Consider the following 17,102-nt stretch of genomic DNA (forward strand, 5'->3'; position numbering starts at 1 on the left):
GACATAAATGAACATGTTGTTTTCAGATGAACAGCAGATGATGCAGCGTATGGTCAGGCAGTTCGCGGAAGAAAAAGTGGCTCCGGCAGTTAAGGACATGGAAGAAAAGAACGAGTTTCCTTATGAACTAGTCAAAGAAATGGGCGAACTTGGCCTGATGGGCATTCCGGTTTCGGAAGAATACGGCGGAGCGGGAATGGACTACGCCTCGTATATATTGGCTATCAACGAGCTTTCCAGAGTAAGCCCTGCACTCGGAGTAATTCTTTCTGTCCATACATCCGTAGGAACTTTTCCAATTCTCGATTTCGGGACTGAAGAGCAAAAACAGAAATATGTTCCTAAGCTTGCTTCAGGTGAATATATTGGTGCGTTTGCATTAACAGAACCAGGAGCAGGAAGCGATGCTGCAGGAATGAAAACGACCGCTGTAAAAAAAGGCGGCCATTATATATTAAACGGATCCAAAATTTTTATTACAAACGGCGGAGCAGCGCACACCTATATTGTTTTTGCGAAGACAGACCCTGAAGCTGGAGGAAAAGGTGTCAGCGCATTTATCGTTGAAAAAGATACTCCTGGTTTTTCAACAGGAGCTAAGGAGAAGAAAATGGGGCTCCACGGTTCGAACACTGTCTCCATTTCCTTTGATGACGCGGAAGTGCCGGTGGAAAACCTTCTTGGGAAAGAAGGGGAAGGTTTTAAAATTGCACTTTCTAACTTAAATGCAGGGCGAATCGGCATCGCTGCCCAGTCTTTAGGAATAGCGGAGGGAGCCCTTCAGGCAGCTGTTGAGTATGCGAAGGAAAGAAAGCAGTTCGGCAAACCGATCGGAACCCATCAGGGAATCAGCTTTAAACTGGCTGATATGGCTACTAAGGCAGAGGCGGCAAAACTCCTGACATATCAGGCAGCTGATATGAAACAACGGGGAGTTCCATGCGGAAAAGAAGCTTCCATGGCAAAGATGTTCGCGTCAAACGCTGCAATGGAAGTTTCCACTGAAGCTATCCAGGTTTTCGGAGGCTATGGCTACACGACAGAATATCCCGCCGAAAGATTCTTCAGGGACGCCAAAGTAACACAAATCTATGAAGGCACCAATGAGATTCAGAGAATAGTAATCAGTAAGCATTTATTAAAATAGATTTCAGATTTGAATGAATTTCATATATACGCCTTGTGAAAAAATACGAACATTACTTATCGATTGCAGCGTAAGGCGGCGACTCTTGCGGGAACAGCGCGAGCTGAAAATCCATTTTTGAGGGCGTTCAGCCGTCAAAAATTAGTTGAGGCCGTGCCCGCAGAACGCGTCCGTCTGGAGCGTAAATCGAACAACTAAGTAACATTTTAAGTAATGTTAGTAACAATGATTAAAATCTCGAATTCTGAAATGATTCATTTGAAATGACAGTTTGATTCTACAGGTAAATTGAAGGAGGAAATCCACGTGTTTTTTAAACTAACAGACGAACAGGAAATGATCAGAAAAATGGTGAGGGACTTCGCCGAAAACGAAGTTGCTCCTACAGCTGCAGAACGAGATGAAGAAGAGCGCTTTGACCGCGCCATCTTTGACCAGATGGGCGAGCTCGGCCTTACAGGAATTCCATGGCCGGAAGAATACGGAGGAATCGGAGCAGATTACTTAAGCTATGTAATCGCGGTGGAAGAATTGTCCCGGGTCTGTGCATCTACAGGAGTAACCCTTTCTGCGCATATCTCCCTTGCAGGGTGGCCGATTTACACATTCGGGACAGAAGAACAGAAGCAAAAGTTCCTCCGCCCAATGGCTGAAGGAAAGAAAATGGGTGCGTATGGTCTGACTGAATCAGGTTCAGGAAGCGATGCAGCAAATATGAGGACTACTGCAAAGCGTGATGGCGATGATTATATCCTCGATGGTTCAAAAATATTTATTACAAATGCCGGCGAAGCAGAGATTTACGTTGTTTTCGCTCTTACAGATCCGGAGAAAAAACATAAAGGCTGTACAGCTTTTATTGTGGAAAAAAGCACGCCAGGTTTTACCATGGGTAAGAAGGAAAGCAAACTTGGAATTCGCTCCTCCCCGACGCTGGAAATTATTTTTGACAACTGCCGGGTGCCAGCTGAAAACCGTTTAGGTGAAGAAGGTGAAGGGTTTAAAATTGCGATGATGACTCTCGATGGAGGCCGGAACGGAATTTCCGCCCAGGCTACAGGTATTGCCCAGGGAGCCCTTGATGCATCTGTTGGATATGCGAAAGAGCGTAAACAGTTTGGCAAGCCGATCGGCGCTAACCAGGGGATTGCGTTTAAGCTGGCAGAAATGGCGACGAAGGTGGAAGCTTCAAGACTGTTAACTTACCAGGCAGCATGGCGTGAAAGCGAAGGGCTTCCTTACGGAAAGGAATCAGCGATGTCTAAGCTGTTTGCCGGAGACTCCGCAATGGAAGTGACGATAGAAGCTGTCCAGGTATTCGGCGGTTATGGATATACGAAAGAATATCCGGTGGAACGCTATATGCGTGATGCGAAAATAACTCAGATTTATGAAGGAACGAACGAGGTTCAGAGACTGGTAATTTCAAAAATGCTGTTGAAGGATTGATAGTTGCTGGATTTTCATGGGAACTTACGAAGTTAAGGGCGAATCGCACGCCTTAATAAGGTGTTCGCACAACTTCGAGGGGCATTCGCGCAACTAAAAAATATAATGAATACGTCGTTAGCTCAGAATGACTATATTATTATTCATGTAATAACAGATGTTGATGAGATCGGAGCAAAGGAGACTCCTTCGGGAAAAGCAACGGACCCCGCAGAGACGAGCTTTACCTCATGAAGCCGCTGCGAGTTGTCTCGACGTATACGCTTCGAAGCTGTGCCAGCAAAATTCTTTTTGCGACGAGTAATCGCAGGAGCAGAGGAAGAGACACGTTTTTTCTCGAGGAGGCTGAGGCGTTGCCCGAGGAAAGCGAGTTTTTGGAGATATCATCAACATATCCTTATTTATAGTAATAATGAAATTCTGAGCAAAAGGGATATCAATAAAATTTATTACAAACTATCATCATACTATCATCAAATGAAAGGAGGCGGGACTTCCCCATGGAACTGGCTGAGAAAATACTAAACGGAGATCACCGGGCAATCGCAAGAGCGGTCTCCCTGATTGAAGACAGAAAGCCTGAGCACAGAGAGTTAATGTCCCGTCTCTATCCCCACGGGGGCAAAGCCCATATTATCGGTATTACAGGTTCTCCAGGAGCTGGTAAGAGTTCCCTTGTTAACGGGCTGCTTGGAGAGTGGCGCCGGCAGGGGAAAAAAGTTGCTGTAATTGCAGTAGATCCTACAAGCCCTTTTTCAGGAGGAGCCCTTTTAGGGGACAGGATCAGAATGAGGGACCATGAAGAGGATGACGATGTTTTTATCCGGAGCATGGGGACGAGAGGCAGCCTGGGAGGGTTGTCGGAAGCATGCCAGGACGTTGTAAGGATTATGGATGCTGCAGGTTTCGATCTTGTTATTGTAGAGACAGTGGGGGTAGGACAGTCAGAACTGGACATTATGAAAACGGCTGACACAGTAGTTCTTGTCCTGTATCCGTCTGGCGGGGACGTCATTCAGGCATTTAAAGCCGGAATAATGGAAATAGCCGATTTATTTATTATCAATAAAGCAGATTTGCCGGGAGTAGAGCAGCTGAAAGGGGAGCTTGAGGACCTGCTTCATATAACGGAACGGACAGAAAGCTGGGAACCCCCGGTAATCCAGACTGTTTCCACGACTAAAAAAGGAATGAAGCAAGTAACAGATAAAGCAGCAGCTCATCACGAGTATCTGGTTACCACTGACATGAAAACTGAGCGACGGCTCAGTCAGAAAGAACAGGAAGTGATGAGAAGGCTCAGCGAACGGTTTTTTCAGGATATTAACCCAATAATTAAACAAACGTTTGATCAATTTTCCGGCGGGAGCGGAGAAGCGCAGCTGATCGAGGAAGATCCCTATGATCTTGCTGAACAAATTTACATGATTTGGAGTCAGGGAAAGAGCCGGCAGAGAGGAGAGGGCTGAGTTGAAAAAGAAGCAAGTCCCATCGATGGTAAAAGACCAGAGGCTTGTTAATAAGCGCCGGGAGCAGATTGTAAAAGCAGCAGTAAAGCTTTTCAATGAAAAAGGCTATCATGGCACTACGACGAGGGAGGTCGCTCAGGCTTCCGGGTTTAGTATTGGGACATTGTATGAGTATATCGGTTCCAAGGAAGACATTTTATACCTGGTCTGTGACGCTGTATATGATGAAGTCGTGGAAAAATGGGAAGGCCTGATGGATAAGAAACTGAAAGGCCTTGAGCGTCTGCAGCAGGTTATAAGCTCCTATTTCCAGGTAGTGGATGTTCTTCAGGACGAGGTGCTCGTTATGTATCAGGAAACGAAGTCATTATCGGCAGACGCGCTAAATTATGTGCTTCAGAAAGAATTAAGCATGAAATCAATGTTTGAAAAAGAACTGAGGGCCTGCATGGAAGCAGGACTTATTCAGCTTGAGGAAGAAGAGGTATCTCTGGCGTGCCATAATATTCTCGTAGCCGGGCATATGTGGACTTTCAGGCGCTGGAGCGTTCAGAAGGAATTTAATTTTGACTCATACTGCAAGTGGCAGATGAATCAGCTGTTCAGTGGTTTCCGGCTAAAGGAAAAGGCGTCTGAACTGCATTCTTAATGAATACGGAGGTAGGAAAATGAACCGTTACCAACCGAAAAATTCAGTCCGTTTTGTTACAGCTTCCAGTTTATTTGATGGGCATGATGCATCCATCAATATTATGAGGCGTATGCTTCAGGCATCTGGTGCTGAAGTAATTCACCTTGGTCATAACCGTTCCGTTGACGAAGTTGTTCAGGCGGCGATACAGGAAGACGTACAGGGAATAGCAATTTCCTCCTATCAGGGCGGACATGTGGAATACTTTAAGTATTTATACGATTTACTGCAGGAAAAAGGGGCTTCTCATATTCAAATCTTCGGCGGGGGCGGAGGAGTTATTGTTCCCCCGGAAATTAAGGAGCTCCATGAGTATGGAATCCGGAGAATTTTTTCTCCAGAGGACGGCCGCCAGAAAGGGCTTCAGGGGATGATCGATGAAATGATGGAAGCTTGTGATTTTCCTCTGGATAATGTGGAAGGACTCAATGGAGAAAGTCTTCGCAACAGGGAATTCAGCACTGTAGCCCGCTTAATAAGCATTGCTGAAAGACGCACTTTTGAAGACGAAGTGTCCGAAGCGGCAGCATCCTTGTTTGAAGAGGAAGTGGTAAGCCAGCAGCTCCCTGAAACCCCTGTACTCGGAATCACCGGTACTGGAGGAGCGGGAAAGAGCTCTCTCACTGATGAACTTGTCCGCCGTTACCTTAGAGCTTTTGAAGATAAGTCACTTGCCATTCTTTCCGTTGACCCGACGAAAAAGAAGACTGGCGGTGCGCTGCTCGGGGACCGTATCCGAATGAACGCCATCCATAACCCAAGAGTTTACATGAGGTCACTGGCTACAAGAGACAGCCGCCAGGAGCTTTCCAAAGCAATTGAAGAGGCAATCCGTGTTGTAAAGCGGGCAGGCTACGATTTAATTATTGTGGAAACAAGCGGAATTGGCCAGGGCGATGCGGCAATAACAGAAGTAGCCGATGTTTCTATGTACGTCATGACGAGTGAATTCGGGGCGCCATCCCAGCTTGAAAAAATCGATATGATTGATTTCGCCGATATTGTGGCAATCAACAAATTTGACCGTAAAGGATCCGAGGATGCTCTCCGGGAAGTCAGGAAAGCTTACCAGAGAAGCCATGAGCTATTTAATAAACAGCCTGATGAAATGCCGGTTTACGGCTCGATTGCCAGCCAGTTCAATGATCCTGGCACTAACAGGCTTTTCTATGAGCTTATTCAGGTAATGAACAAAAAACTGGAGACAGGATGGGAAACAGAGCTTGGTAAAGGGGAAGAAATCACTTTAAAGAAAGTCATTATCCCTTCTGAACAAATCCACTACCTGAGGGAAATTTCCCAGTCTCTGAAAAAATACCATAACGAGACTCTTGAAGAAGTACAGAAAGCCCGCAGAGTTTTTCAAATCGAAGGGGCTCTGGAAGCACTGGAAGAGCAGGGAGCAGATGGTGCGACAGACAGCCTTACTGAGCTGAAAACCAAGTATGCGGACAGCATGCAGGAAGAAACGAAACGTGCACTTGAGAACTGGGAGAAGAAGAAAGAGGCTTATAATCAGGACCAGTTTGTCACAAAAATACGTGATAAAGAGATTGTTACCGAGCTGAAAACGCGAAGCCTTTCAGGTCTCGATATACCAAAGGTGGCCCTTCCTAAGTTTGCGGATTACGGGGAGATCATCCGATGGATACGCGGGGAAAATGTACCTGGTGAATTCCCGTATACAGCCGGAGTGTTCCCGTTTAAGCGTAAGGGAGAAGACCCGAAGCGTCAGTTTGCCGGGGAAGGAAGCCCGGCAAGGACGAACCGCCGCTTCCATTATCTATCCAAAGACGATGAGGCAAAACGTTTAAGTACAGCTTTTGACTCTGTAACACTTTACGGTGAGGATCCAGGCTACCGTCCGGATATTTACGGAAAAGTGGGCGAGAGTGGCGTAAGCATCTGTACTCTCGATGATATGAAAATACTTTACGATGGTTTTGATTTGTGCGCGCCATCCACGTCTGTCTCGATGACAATCAACGGTCCTGCGCCAATCATTCTCGCCATGTTTATGAATACGGCGATCGCACAGCAGGTTGAGGCATTCACTTCCCATAACGGAAGGGAGCCAGGTGGAGAGGAACTTGAACAGATTAAGGCTTACACTCTCTCAACTGTGAGAGGTACGGTACAGGCGGATATTTTAAAAGAAGATCAGGGGCAGAATACTTGTATTTTTTCCACAGAATTTGCTCTCAGAATGATGGGAGATATCCAGCAGTACTTTATCGATCATAAAGTGAGAAACTATTACTCCGTTTCTATCAGCGGTTATCATATCGCTGAGGCAGGTGCGAACCCTATCAGCCAGCTTGCCTTTACTCTCGCGAACGGATTTACGTATGTAGAGTATTACCTGAGCCGGGGAATGAATGTAAATGATTTCGCCCCTAACCTGAGCTTCTTCTTCAGTAACGGGCTGGATCCGGAATATACGGTAATCGGGCGTGTTGCAAGAAGAATCTGGGCTGTGGCGATGCGTGAAAAATACGGTGCAAACGAACGAAGCCAGAAGCTGAAGTACCATATCCAGACTTCCGGAAGGTCACTTCATGCGCAGGAAGTGGATTTCAATGATATCAGAACGACACTGCAGGCATTGCTCGCAATTTATGATAACTGTAACTCCCTTCATACGAATGCTTATGATGAAGCAGTGACGACACCGACGGAGGAAAGTGTGCGCCGGGCAATGGCGATCCAGATGATTATCGCGAAGGAGATGGGTCTTGCGAAAAGTGAAAACCCATTCCAGGGATCTTTCATTGTAGAAGAGCTGACAGACCTGGTGGAAGAAGCGGTGCTCCTTGAGCTGGAACGAATGAGCGACAGAGGCGGCGTTTTAGGAGCGATGGAAACCCAGTATCAGCGTGGAAAAATACAGGAAGAATCTCTGCTTTATGAAACGAAAAAGCATAACGGAGAGCTTCCGATCATCGGAGTTAATACGTATTTAAATCCTAATGCTCCTTCAGAAGATGATTTTGAGATGGAACTTGCGCGGGCGACAAAGGAAGAAAAAGAAGGCCAGATTACAAGCCTGAAGCAATTCCAGGAGAAAAACAGCGATAAAGCAACTGAAGCTTTACAAAGGCTGAAAAAGACAGCCCTCAGCGGAGGCAACTTATTTGAAGAGCTTATGGAAACAGTAAAGTACGCAAGTCTCGGCCAGATTACCGAAGCTCTCTATGAAGTTGGCGGCCAGTACCGTCGTAACTTGTAAAACTAATCTTTGTTTGAGAAGGAAGTTAATCCATAACGAAGGTCCCGGACTCGAAGGCGGGCACCATTCATGCATTATAAACTAAAAGTATGTGGAACGGGAAAGGGTGATTATAAGCCCTTTCCCGTTCAACTATGAATGGCTCTTATTACCCCGCCTTTACAGGATACTGGCCGGCGCCGCTAACTTTTCCTATGTTTTGTTGGAATACGCTGGCATATTTTCTGCAGATGTGTTTATAATGAAAGGTATGAATTTGTAAGGATAATCTGGAGACTTTTCCAGCTTATCTTCCTGTTGGCTTATTATGTTATAAATCCTTTTTGGAGTTTAAATTATAGAAAACTTTTGTGAAAGGAAGTGCCGGTTGTGAGCATTAAAGAATTCAGTAAGGCTCAACTTAAAGAAATGGCGATGCTGGAGGTAGCTTACGAGCTTTTAAGGGAGTCCAATAGTCCGGTTGATTATTACACTCTGCTGAAACAGGTAGCGGACGCGAAGGGCCTTTCGGAAGAAAAAACAAAGGAGCGTATTGCCCATTTATATACAGAGATGTCCATTGATGGCCGTTTTGTAAATGTAGGGGACAATCGCTGGGGCCTTCGTGCATGGTACCCGTTTGACCAGACAGAGGAGGAGCTCTCCCTGGAAACGAAGGCTCGTAAAAAGAAACGTAAAGATGAAGAAGAAGATGATTTCTTCGATGCAGAAGATGATTTTGACGAGTTCGAGGATCTGGAAGATGAGCTGGACGAGCTGGCTAATGAGGAAGATGAAGATTTTGAGTCCTCAGATGATGAAAAGATCCCTGAAGATGAGGAGATCGACGACAGCTTTGACTCTGACCTGGATGACGAAGAATCACCTAAAGAGGATGACGACGAATTGCTTTAAACAGTGCTTGACTTTTCAATTAGAAATCGCTACAATCATTTTTGGGCTTCACAATAAGCACATTTATGAAAACACTTTTCAAGTGCCCCTCATTTTGAGGAGGCACTTTTTCTTTTTTTCAGGAGAATAAATTACTAAAGTGATTATCGGGAAAAATAAGGACGGCATACCAGGAGCTGCTTCTTTCAATATGAAGAAGAGCAAATGCATGAAACCGTCTTAAAAGTTTAAGGATAATAGGAAGCAGGTCTCTGCCAGAAATTGCAGCCGCTGCTTTCACTGTCAATATTTATCCCGATTAGTTCAACTAACAATCACCAGGGGATGAACCCCTCCCTGATTGAAGTTTCACTTTATAACTGCTTGCTTTAAGGCAATCATTTTTACCCCATAAAAATAACTAATAAAAGCGAGGGACTCACAGATGGCAACAAAGTATATTTTTGTAACCGGCGGTGTGGTATCGTCATTAGGAAAAGGAATAACAGCCGCATCACTAGGCCGGCTGTTAAAGAACCGCGGACTGAAGGTCACAATTCAGAAATTTGACCCGTACATTAACGTGGATCCAGGCACAATGAGTCCTTATCAGCACGGGGAAGTGTTTGTTACTGGCGACGGTGCGGAAACGGACCTGGATCTGGGGCACTATGAGCGATTCATTGACATTAATCTTAATAAGTACAGCAATGTCACAACTGGTAAAGTTTACTCTTCCGTGCTCAGAAAAGAGCGTCGCGGAGATTACCTGGGCGGGACTGTTCAGGTAATTCCCCATATTACAAATGAAATTAAAGACCGGGTTTTCCGCGCAGCGAGGGAAGGTAACCCAGACGTTGTAATAACGGAAATCGGCGGAACTGTTGGAGATATTGAGAGCCTTCCTTTCCTTGAAGCGATTCGCCAGATCAAAAGTGATGTTGGCGCAGGAAATGTAATGTATATTCACTGTACATTAATTCCATATCTTGCTGCTGCAGGAGAAATGAAATCAAAGCCGACACAGCACAGTGTTAAAGAGCTGCGCAGCCTGGGGATCCAGCCGAATGTAATTGTTGTTCGTACAGAGCGGCCGGTACCGGAAGATATGAAGGATAAGATCGCTTTATTCTGTGATATTGAAAAAGAAGCAGTAATTGAAGCGAGGGATGCTGAGACTCTTTATGAAGTTCCTCTTGAACTTCAGAATCAGCACCTGGATGACTATGTTTGTAAGCATCTTGGTCTCGAGTGTGAAGAGGCAGATATGGAAGAATGGATCGGCCTTGTAGAAAAAGTGAAGAACTTAAACAGAAAAGTGAAGATCGCTCTTGTTGGTAAATATGTAGCGCTTCAGGATGCTTATTTATCAGTTGCAGAAGCGCTGAAGCATGCAGGTTACCGTTTTGACGCTGATGTGGAGATTGAATGGATTCACTCAGAAGATGTGAGGCGTGAAAATGTTTCCGAACTTCTGGCAGGTATGGACGGTATCCTTGTTCCTGGAGGATTCGGTGACCGTGGTGTCGAAGGAAAAATTGCCGCTATTGAATATGCCCGTGTTAATAAAGTTCCATTCCTGGGCATTTGTCTCGGTATGCAGCTTGCTTCTGTGGAATTTGCCCGTAATGTGCTAGGTCTTGAAGGAGCTCATTCTTCCGAGCTTAATCCGGATACGAAATATCCAATTATTGACTTGCTTCCAGAGCAAATTGATATTGAAGATTTCGGCGGCACACTTCGTCTTGGCTTATACCCTTGTAAGCTCCAGGAAGGAACTGCGGCTTACAGAGCTTATGAGGATACTGTTGTTTATGAGCGTCACCGCCATCGCTATGAGTTCAACAACACGTATCGTGAACAAATGGCAGAGGCTGGATTTATTTTCTCAGGAACAAGTCCTGATGGAAGATTGGTGGAAATCATTGAGATAGAAGACCACCCATACTTTGTGGCTTCTCAGTTCCATCCGGAATTTGTTTCCCGTCCGACTCGCCCGCAGCCATTGTTCCGTGACTTTATCGAAGCGAGCCTTGTAAAAAGAGAAGGATAATTAGGTGAAAAAGGCAAACCACCCCGCAGCTTGAGGCAGCGGGGTGGTTTATTTATTGAAAAACTTCGAAAAATTAGCGTTGTCGGCGAAACAGGATAGTCAATCAACGAAATCAAGCTTTTAATTAACGAAAAAGAGCGTTTAATCAACGAAAACAGTTGTTCAATCAACGAAATCAAATTCAGTCAACAAAACCAGTACTTAATCAAATATAAATTATATTTTTACATCTCGTGCTCTTCCAGAAATTCCATAACGTTAAAGAATACAAGGTAATAAAGGTGCAGTGCTGTCAGAAGGTGGGGGGCGCCGATTCGGTTTCCTTCTTCAGTAGGAACCAGGCCTCCTTTAACCCCGGTTGATAAAAACATGCTGCATTCTTCCTGCCAAAGATTACCCTGAACCTCTTCCTCTTTATTTTTATTCAATTCAGAGGTGAACCCGAGAACCTGCGCTCCCGCTTTTTTTGCCGCTGAAGCTATTTTACAGGCGTCCTTACTCAGAGGGTCAGGCGACCAGATGAGTATTGTATCCAGAGAGGAGAAAGCGGAATCGGGAACTGCTTCCATAATCGTCGGCAAAGCATCAGTACCGGAGAGTGCCTGATCAGTAATCCCATGCATTTCTTTCTCGCCGTAAATCCATAACTGCCCGTCACTAATAATCGTCTGGGAGATAATTCGTGCAAAATCTTCCGTCTTATCTTCAAATTCTTCGTATTTATTCAATAGCCCCTGGAGCTGTGTTTGGAAAACCTTCATTCGTTCCCCATCCTTTCTATGAAAGCAGAGTTATTAAATTATTACCCTTAATATGGGCTTCTTAAAAAAATTTTAAGGCAATTCTTATGGTAAGGTGCAGGTAATGTATTGATAATGTTACAATACGCAGCTTTCAGGTGCTAGTTTTTGCTTTTTTGCTGTTTTTCGACAAAAGCTCTCAATACTCGTGGGGATATTGTGCAGGAGTATTTCAGAAGAATCGAGAAATTAATATGTTGAGAATATATTAACATGCTTAGAAAAGGGGTTTAAGATGGGGAAAAAGTTACTCATTGTAGATGACCAGTTTGGAATACGGGTGTTGCTTAACGAGGTTTTTGAGAAGGATGGATATGAAACAATGCAGGCATCTAACGGCAAACAGGCACTGAAAATAATTGAAGAGAAGGAGCCCGACCTTATTCTCCTCGATATGAAGATCCCAGGCATGGATGGTCTGGAAATCCTGAAAGAAATAAAAAAAACGGATGTGAAATCCCACGTAATTATGATGACTGCCTATGGGGAGCTGGAAATGATCAACGAAGCAATGCGCTTAGGAGCCCTGACTCATTTTGCCAAGCCGTTTGATATTGACGAGGTGCGGGCTGAGGTTCGTAAATTTCTTAATGACTAAAAATGGTCTGCCTGGCCGCAGTTATATGTTTTAAAAAATATCAGGATTAGATTTTCGGGAAAAAGGAAAATGAGTGAATAGTAAGATTTAGTGACAATTACGTGAAAATCCTGAGGTGTATGCTATAATAGTTTTGTTAGTCGGCCTGATGGATGGTTTAGCTGTGACCAGTACGAGGTTCATGGCTTTTTTCACGTAAACATGGGCGTCCGGTGAAGAGCTGGGCTGCCACGGTCTGCGTCCTGAAAATAAAATTCGTAATACGTTCGGTCCATACAAACGGTAAGGATAGAAATGCAAAAGAATGGAAATATTATCATTGTCGTTTGTATGCAGTCAGGTAGAAAATCATCTTTAGGTAGACAAATACCGTTCCAAAAGTCAAAGGAGGATTTTAGAATGCCTTTAGTATCAATGAAAGAAATGCTGGAAACAGCTAAAGCAGAAGGATATGCAGTTGGTCAGTTCAACCTGAACAACCTGGAGTTTACTCAGGCGATTCTTCAGGCTGCTGAAGAAGAGCAGTCACCAGTTATATTGGGAGTTTCAGAAGGTGCAGCGCGCTACATGGGTGGTTTTCACACAGTAGTGACAATTGTTGAGGCGCTTATGGCTGAATACGAAACAACAGTACCTGTTGCCATTCATCTTGACCACGGCTCAAGCTTTGAAAAGTGTGTAGAGGCAATGTACGCAGGATTTACTTCTGTAATGATCGACGGCTCACACTTCCCGCTGGAAGAAAACATCGCTTTAACGCAAAAAGTGGTGGATGTAGCACACACACTTGGAGTTTCAGTTGAAGCGGAATTAGGACGCATTGGCGGACAGGAAGATGACTTAATCGTAGACGATGCTGAAGCAGCTTACGCGATCCCTTCAGAATGTGACCAGCTTGTCCGTGAAACAAATGTTGACTGCTTTGCACCAGCATTAGGTTCTGTACACGGGCCATATAAAGGCGAGCCTAACTTAGGTTTCGACCGTATGGAGGAAGTAGGAAAACTTACAGGTATTCCTTTAGTGCTTCACGGTGGTACAGGCATTCCAACTAAAGATATTCAAAAAGCGATCTCTCTTGGAACTGCTAAAATTAACGTAAACACTGAAAACCAAATTTCATCTGCTAAAGCAGTTCGCGAAGCATTAGATGCAAATCCTGATATGTACGATCCACGTAAGTATCTGGGCCCTGCACGCGATGCAATCAAAGAAACTGTTAAAGGCAAAATGAGAGAATTCGGTTCTTCTAATAAAGCATAACAGCCTGATAACTACGGCTTAATGAAGAGGCGAGCTGATTATACGGCAAAAATCTTCGAAAATGAACAGTTGGCGGCTCCATATTATATGGCGCCCGCCAGCTTTCATTTTTAAAATAATTCGACCGAATGTTACGAAAATAGTAAGCGTTAACAGACATACTGGAGAGGTGGACTACTTATGAAATTCTTTATTGATACTGCGAACATTGATGAAATAAAAGAGGCACATGAATTAGGCATTCTTTCAGGGGTAACTACCAACCCTTCATTAGTAGCTAAAGAAGGCGTTGATTTCCACGAGCGCCTTAAAGAGATTACTAACATTGTAAAAGAGGGATCCGTCAGTGCTGAAGTAGTGGCAGAGGACGCAGAAGGAATGATTGAAGAAGGAAAAGAACTTGCTGCGATTGCGCCTAATATTACGGTTAAAGTGCCAATGACACTTGAAGGCTTAAAAGCTGTAAAGGCATTCAGCGATCTTAATATAAAAACGAACGTTACTCTTGTTTTTTCAGCTAACCAGGCACTCCTGGCAGCAAGAGCTGGAGCTACTTATGTATCGCCTTTCCTTGGAAGACTTGATGATATTGGACAGGACGGTCTTGAACTCATATCTAAAATATCCGAAATCTTTTATACCCACGACATTTCTACGGAGCTAATCGCAGCTTCCGTACGCCACCCTGTACACGTTACAGAAGCTGCAGCAAGAGGTGCGCATATTGCTACTATCCCAATGAAGGTCATCCGCCAGCTTGTGGAACATCCGCTGACTGACGCCGGTATTGAAAAATTCCTGAATGACTGGAACAATGCAAATAAATAAACTTAATTTCCTGTAGTCCAAAACTGCTGGCCTTCCACAGTTTTGCACGAGAAACTGAAGGCACCTTCCATAACGAGGTGCCTTCAGCTGTTAGCTGCCCCGTTGATTGGTGTTCAGGCCACGTCCCAGCCAGGAGAAGATCCCGATTTCTTACATAATCTAAGATTAAAATCATTTTTCTCCGTATACAATGGTAGATGATATGAATTTTATGGTAACATTTACATTGAAGGATTTTTACTGGACAAGAGCTGGTCTGACTGACATGGTATCAGGAATTATTACCTGTGCCTGATAATAAAAATGTTCAATCTATGAATAACAGAAGGGAAGCTGGTTATGGAAAAACTATTGATAGAAGGCGGCCATCCTCTGGAAGGAACCGTTCAAATCAGTGGAGCAAAAAACAGTGCAGTGGCACTGATTCCCGCTGCAATTCTGGCGGATTCACCTGTGACAATAGACAATCTCCCCGACATTTCTGACGTTGCAACTCTCGCCGAACTACTGGAAGAAATCGGCGGGCGGACAGAGCTTGATAACGATACACTTGTAATTCATCCTGAGGAAATGTTTGCTATGCCGCTTCCGAACGGCAGGGTAAAAAAACTGAGAGCTTCATACTACATGATGGGTGCGATGCTCGGCAAGTTTAAAAAAGCAGTTATCGGGCTTCCGGGAGGATGTAACCTGGGTCCCCGCCCGATTGATCAGCATATAAAAGGTTTTGAAGCACTGGGTGCAAAAGTTACAAATGAGCAGGGAGCAATTTATCTCCAGGCTGATGAGCTCATCGGGGCAAGAATTTATCTGGACGTAGTAAGTGTAGGCGCTACGATCAATATTATGCTTGCAGCCGTCAGAGCAAAAGGAAGAACGATTATTGAGAATGCAGCGAAAGAACCGGAAATAATTGATGTTGCAACGCTCTTATCCAGCATGGGAGCTAAAATAAAAGGCGCGGGAACAAATGTTATCAGAATCGAAGGTACGGAGCATCTCCACGGATGCAGGCATTCAATTATTCCGGACCGCATCGAGGCAGGCACTTTTATGATTCTCGGTGCAGCCATGGGACAATCAGTATTGATTGATAATGTCATTCCAGACCATCTGGAGTCCCTCACAGCAAAATTAAGAGAAATGGGTATTATGGTGGAAGAGGCAGACGACCAGATTTTCTTGAGAACAAGTGAAAATCTGCGGCCGGTAGATGTTAAAACACTTGTATACCCAGGTTTTCCAACAGACCTGCAGCAGCCGTTTACAAGTCTGCTGACCCAGGCCCATGGTTCATCAATGGTCACCGATACGATTTACAATGCACGCTTTAAACATATTGATGAATTGAGAAGAATGGGAGCAAATATTAAAGTGGAAGGCCGCTCCGCACTTATAAACGGAGGAGCAAAGCTTCAAGGTGCCAAAGTGCGCGCGAGTGACCTCCGGGCGGGAGCATCACTTGTGGTTGCCGGGCTGATGGCAAAAGGTGTAACAGAGATTACTGGTGTAGAGCACATTGACCGTGGCTATTCCAGCCTTGAAAGTAAGCTGAAAGGGCTTGGGGCCAAGATCTGGCGGGAAAAACTTAGTGAAAAAGAGCTTGCTGAACTGAAGAATTCCTGAGTGCCGGAGAGTGAAATCAAAATAATTTAAAAAGCGGGGGGAAACGATTATGGAAAGAAGCTTGTCCATGGAGTTAGTGAGAGTCACCGAAGCAGCTGCCCTGGCTTCTGCCCGGTGGATGGGAAGAGGAAATAAAGAAGCTGCAGACAAGGCAGCAACAGAAGCAATGAGAGACGTATTCGATACTGTGCCTATGAAAGGGACAGTCGTAATTGGCGAAGGTGAAATGGATGAGGCTCCAATGCTTTATATTGGTGAAAAACTGGGCAACGGGTACGGCCCGCGGGTTGACGTGGCGGTAGACCCTCTTGAAGGAACTAATATTGTTGCTAATGGGGATTGGAATGCCCTCGCTGTTCTGGCTGTAGCCGACAATGGAAACCTGCTTCACGCTCCGGACATGTATATGGATAAAATTGCTGTAGGCCCGGAATCAGTAGGCAAGGTCAGCCTTGACGCTCCTGTGATCGATAATCTTAAAGCAGTTGCAGAGGCAAAAAACAAAGACATTTCAGATATAGTAGTAGCAATCTTGAAGAGAGAGCGGCATCAGAAGCTTATTGACGATATCCGCGATGCAGGAGCAAGAATAAAGCTCATGCAGGATGGAGATGTAGCAGCAGCTATCAATACAGCTTTTGAGGATACTGGAGTGGATATTCTTCTCGGTTCCGGCGGGGCTCCTGAAGGTGTCATTGCTGCAGTAGGTTTGAAATGTCTCGGAGGGGAACTGCAAGGCAGGCTTCTTCCGGAGAACGAGGAACAAGTGAAACGATGCGAGAAAATGGGTATTGGTGATATAAACCGTGTCCTTAAAATGGAAGATCTCGTGAGTGGCGATGACGCTATTTTTGCGGCAACAGGTGTAACGGACGGCGAGCTTCTGAAAGGTGTCCGCTACAAAGGCTCTTCAGGATCCACCCAGTCCTTAGTAATGCGGGCGAAGTCAGGAACTGTCCGTTTTATTGATGGAAAACATGTTTTAACAAAAAAACCGGATTTAGTAATCCGCTGAGACAGGGCTTTCCTTGTCTCAGTTCCCTTTTTAAATTGATTTTGTTGTTAATGCTTGATCT

15 protein-coding genes are annotated in these 17,102 nt (G+C 44.8%); 14 read left to right on the forward strand and 1 reads right to left on the reverse strand.

The window, feature by feature from the left end:
- Nucleotides 1-13 precede the first annotated feature (13 nt).
- The 9 genes from BK582_RS06230 (at nucleotide 14) to BK582_RS06260 (ending at nucleotide 10,911) form a co-directional block, all read left to right on the forward strand.
- Nucleotides 14-1,147, forward strand: a complete 1,134-nt coding sequence (locus BK582_RS06230; protein WP_276328228.1) for an acyl-CoA dehydrogenase — start codon at nucleotides 14-16, stop codon at nucleotides 1,145-1,147.
- Nucleotides 1,148-1,210: 63 nt separating this feature from the next.
- Entirely contained in the window at nucleotides 1,211-1,345 is a 135-nt protein-coding gene (locus BK582_RS28030; RefSeq protein ID WP_276328196.1) for a hypothetical protein, read from the forward strand.
- Between the two features lie 108 nt (nucleotides 1,346-1,453).
- Entirely contained in the window at nucleotides 1,454-2,596 is a 1,143-nt protein-coding gene (locus tag BK582_RS06235) for an acyl-CoA dehydrogenase (protein ID WP_078593479.1), read from the forward strand.
- Between the two features lie 105 nt (nucleotides 2,597-2,701).
- Nucleotides 2,702-2,830 (forward strand): hypothetical protein, encoded by a 129-nt coding sequence (locus tag BK582_RS28035; protein WP_276328197.1) that lies wholly within the window; start codon nucleotides 2,702-2,704, stop codon nucleotides 2,828-2,830.
- A gap of 266 nt (nucleotides 2,831-3,096) precedes the next feature.
- Complete coding sequence (gene meaB, locus BK582_RS06240; protein ID WP_078593480.1) at nucleotides 3,097-4,065, forward strand: methylmalonyl Co-A mutase-associated GTPase MeaB; 969 nt, start codon at nucleotides 3,097-3,099, stop codon at nucleotides 4,063-4,065.
- 1 nt (nucleotide 4,066) lies between these two features.
- Nucleotides 4,067-4,714: a TetR/AcrR family transcriptional regulator gene (locus tag BK582_RS06245; protein WP_078593481.1), complete on the forward strand. Its 648-nt coding sequence runs from the start codon at nucleotides 4,067-4,069 to the stop codon at nucleotides 4,712-4,714.
- Between the two features lie 19 nt (nucleotides 4,715-4,733).
- A complete protein-coding gene (gene icmF, locus BK582_RS06250; protein ID WP_078593482.1) occupies nucleotides 4,734-7,985 on the forward strand; it encodes a fused isobutyryl-CoA mutase/GTPase IcmF in 3,252 nt (1,083 codons plus the stop codon).
- Between the two features lie 369 nt (nucleotides 7,986-8,354).
- Complete coding sequence (gene rpoE, locus BK582_RS06255) at nucleotides 8,355-8,879, forward strand: DNA-directed RNA polymerase subunit delta (protein ID WP_078593483.1); 525 nt, start codon at nucleotides 8,355-8,357, stop codon at nucleotides 8,877-8,879.
- Nucleotides 8,880-9,303: 424 nt separating this feature from the next.
- The gene (locus BK582_RS06260; RefSeq protein WP_078593484.1) at nucleotides 9,304-10,911 is read left to right on the forward strand and encodes a CTP synthase; all 1,608 of its coding nucleotides are present in this window, start codon (nucleotides 9,304-9,306) and stop codon (nucleotides 10,909-10,911) included.
- Between the two features lie 224 nt (nucleotides 10,912-11,135).
- Here BK582_RS06260 and BK582_RS06265 read toward each other — a convergent pair whose 3' ends face one another.
- The gene (locus tag BK582_RS06265) at nucleotides 11,136-11,672 is read right to left on the reverse strand and encodes a DUF2529 family protein (protein ID WP_078593485.1); all 537 of its coding nucleotides are present in this window, start codon (nucleotides 11,670-11,672) and stop codon (nucleotides 11,136-11,138) included.
- Nucleotides 11,673-11,946: 274 nt separating this feature from the next.
- Here BK582_RS06265 and BK582_RS06270 point away from each other — a divergent pair, with 274 nt between their 5' ends.
- From BK582_RS06270 to glpX, 5 genes are all read left to right on the forward strand, one after another.
- Nucleotides 11,947-12,309, forward strand: a complete 363-nt coding sequence (locus tag BK582_RS06270; RefSeq protein WP_078593486.1) for a response regulator — start codon at nucleotides 11,947-11,949, stop codon at nucleotides 12,307-12,309.
- Nucleotides 12,310-12,708: 399 nt separating this feature from the next.
- Nucleotides 12,709-13,572 (forward strand): class II fructose-bisphosphate aldolase, encoded by an 864-nt coding sequence (locus tag BK582_RS06275; protein WP_078593487.1) that lies wholly within the window; start codon nucleotides 12,709-12,711, stop codon nucleotides 13,570-13,572.
- A gap of 180 nt (nucleotides 13,573-13,752) precedes the next feature.
- On the forward strand, nucleotides 13,753-14,400 hold the full coding sequence (gene fsa / locus BK582_RS06280; RefSeq protein ID WP_078593488.1) for a fructose-6-phosphate aldolase: 648 nt from the start codon (nucleotides 13,753-13,755) through the stop codon (nucleotides 14,398-14,400).
- A gap of 339 nt (nucleotides 14,401-14,739) precedes the next feature.
- Nucleotides 14,740-16,026, forward strand: coding sequence for a UDP-N-acetylglucosamine 1-carboxyvinyltransferase (locus BK582_RS06285; RefSeq protein ID WP_078593489.1), 1,287 nt, complete (start codon nucleotides 14,740-14,742; stop codon nucleotides 16,024-16,026).
- 49 nt (nucleotides 16,027-16,075) lie between these two features.
- Nucleotides 16,076-17,041 carry a class II fructose-bisphosphatase gene (glpX, locus tag BK582_RS06290; protein ID WP_078593490.1) on the forward strand — a complete coding sequence of 322 codons (966 nt, stop codon included), beginning with the start codon at nucleotides 16,076-16,078 and terminating at the stop codon, nucleotides 17,039-17,041.
- Nucleotides 17,042-17,102 lie beyond the last annotated feature (61 nt).

It is taken from the genome of Evansella clarkii (genome assembly GCF_002019695.1).
Taxonomy (GTDB): domain Bacteria; phylum Bacillota; class Bacilli; order Bacillales; family Salisediminibacteriaceae; genus Evansella; species Evansella clarkii.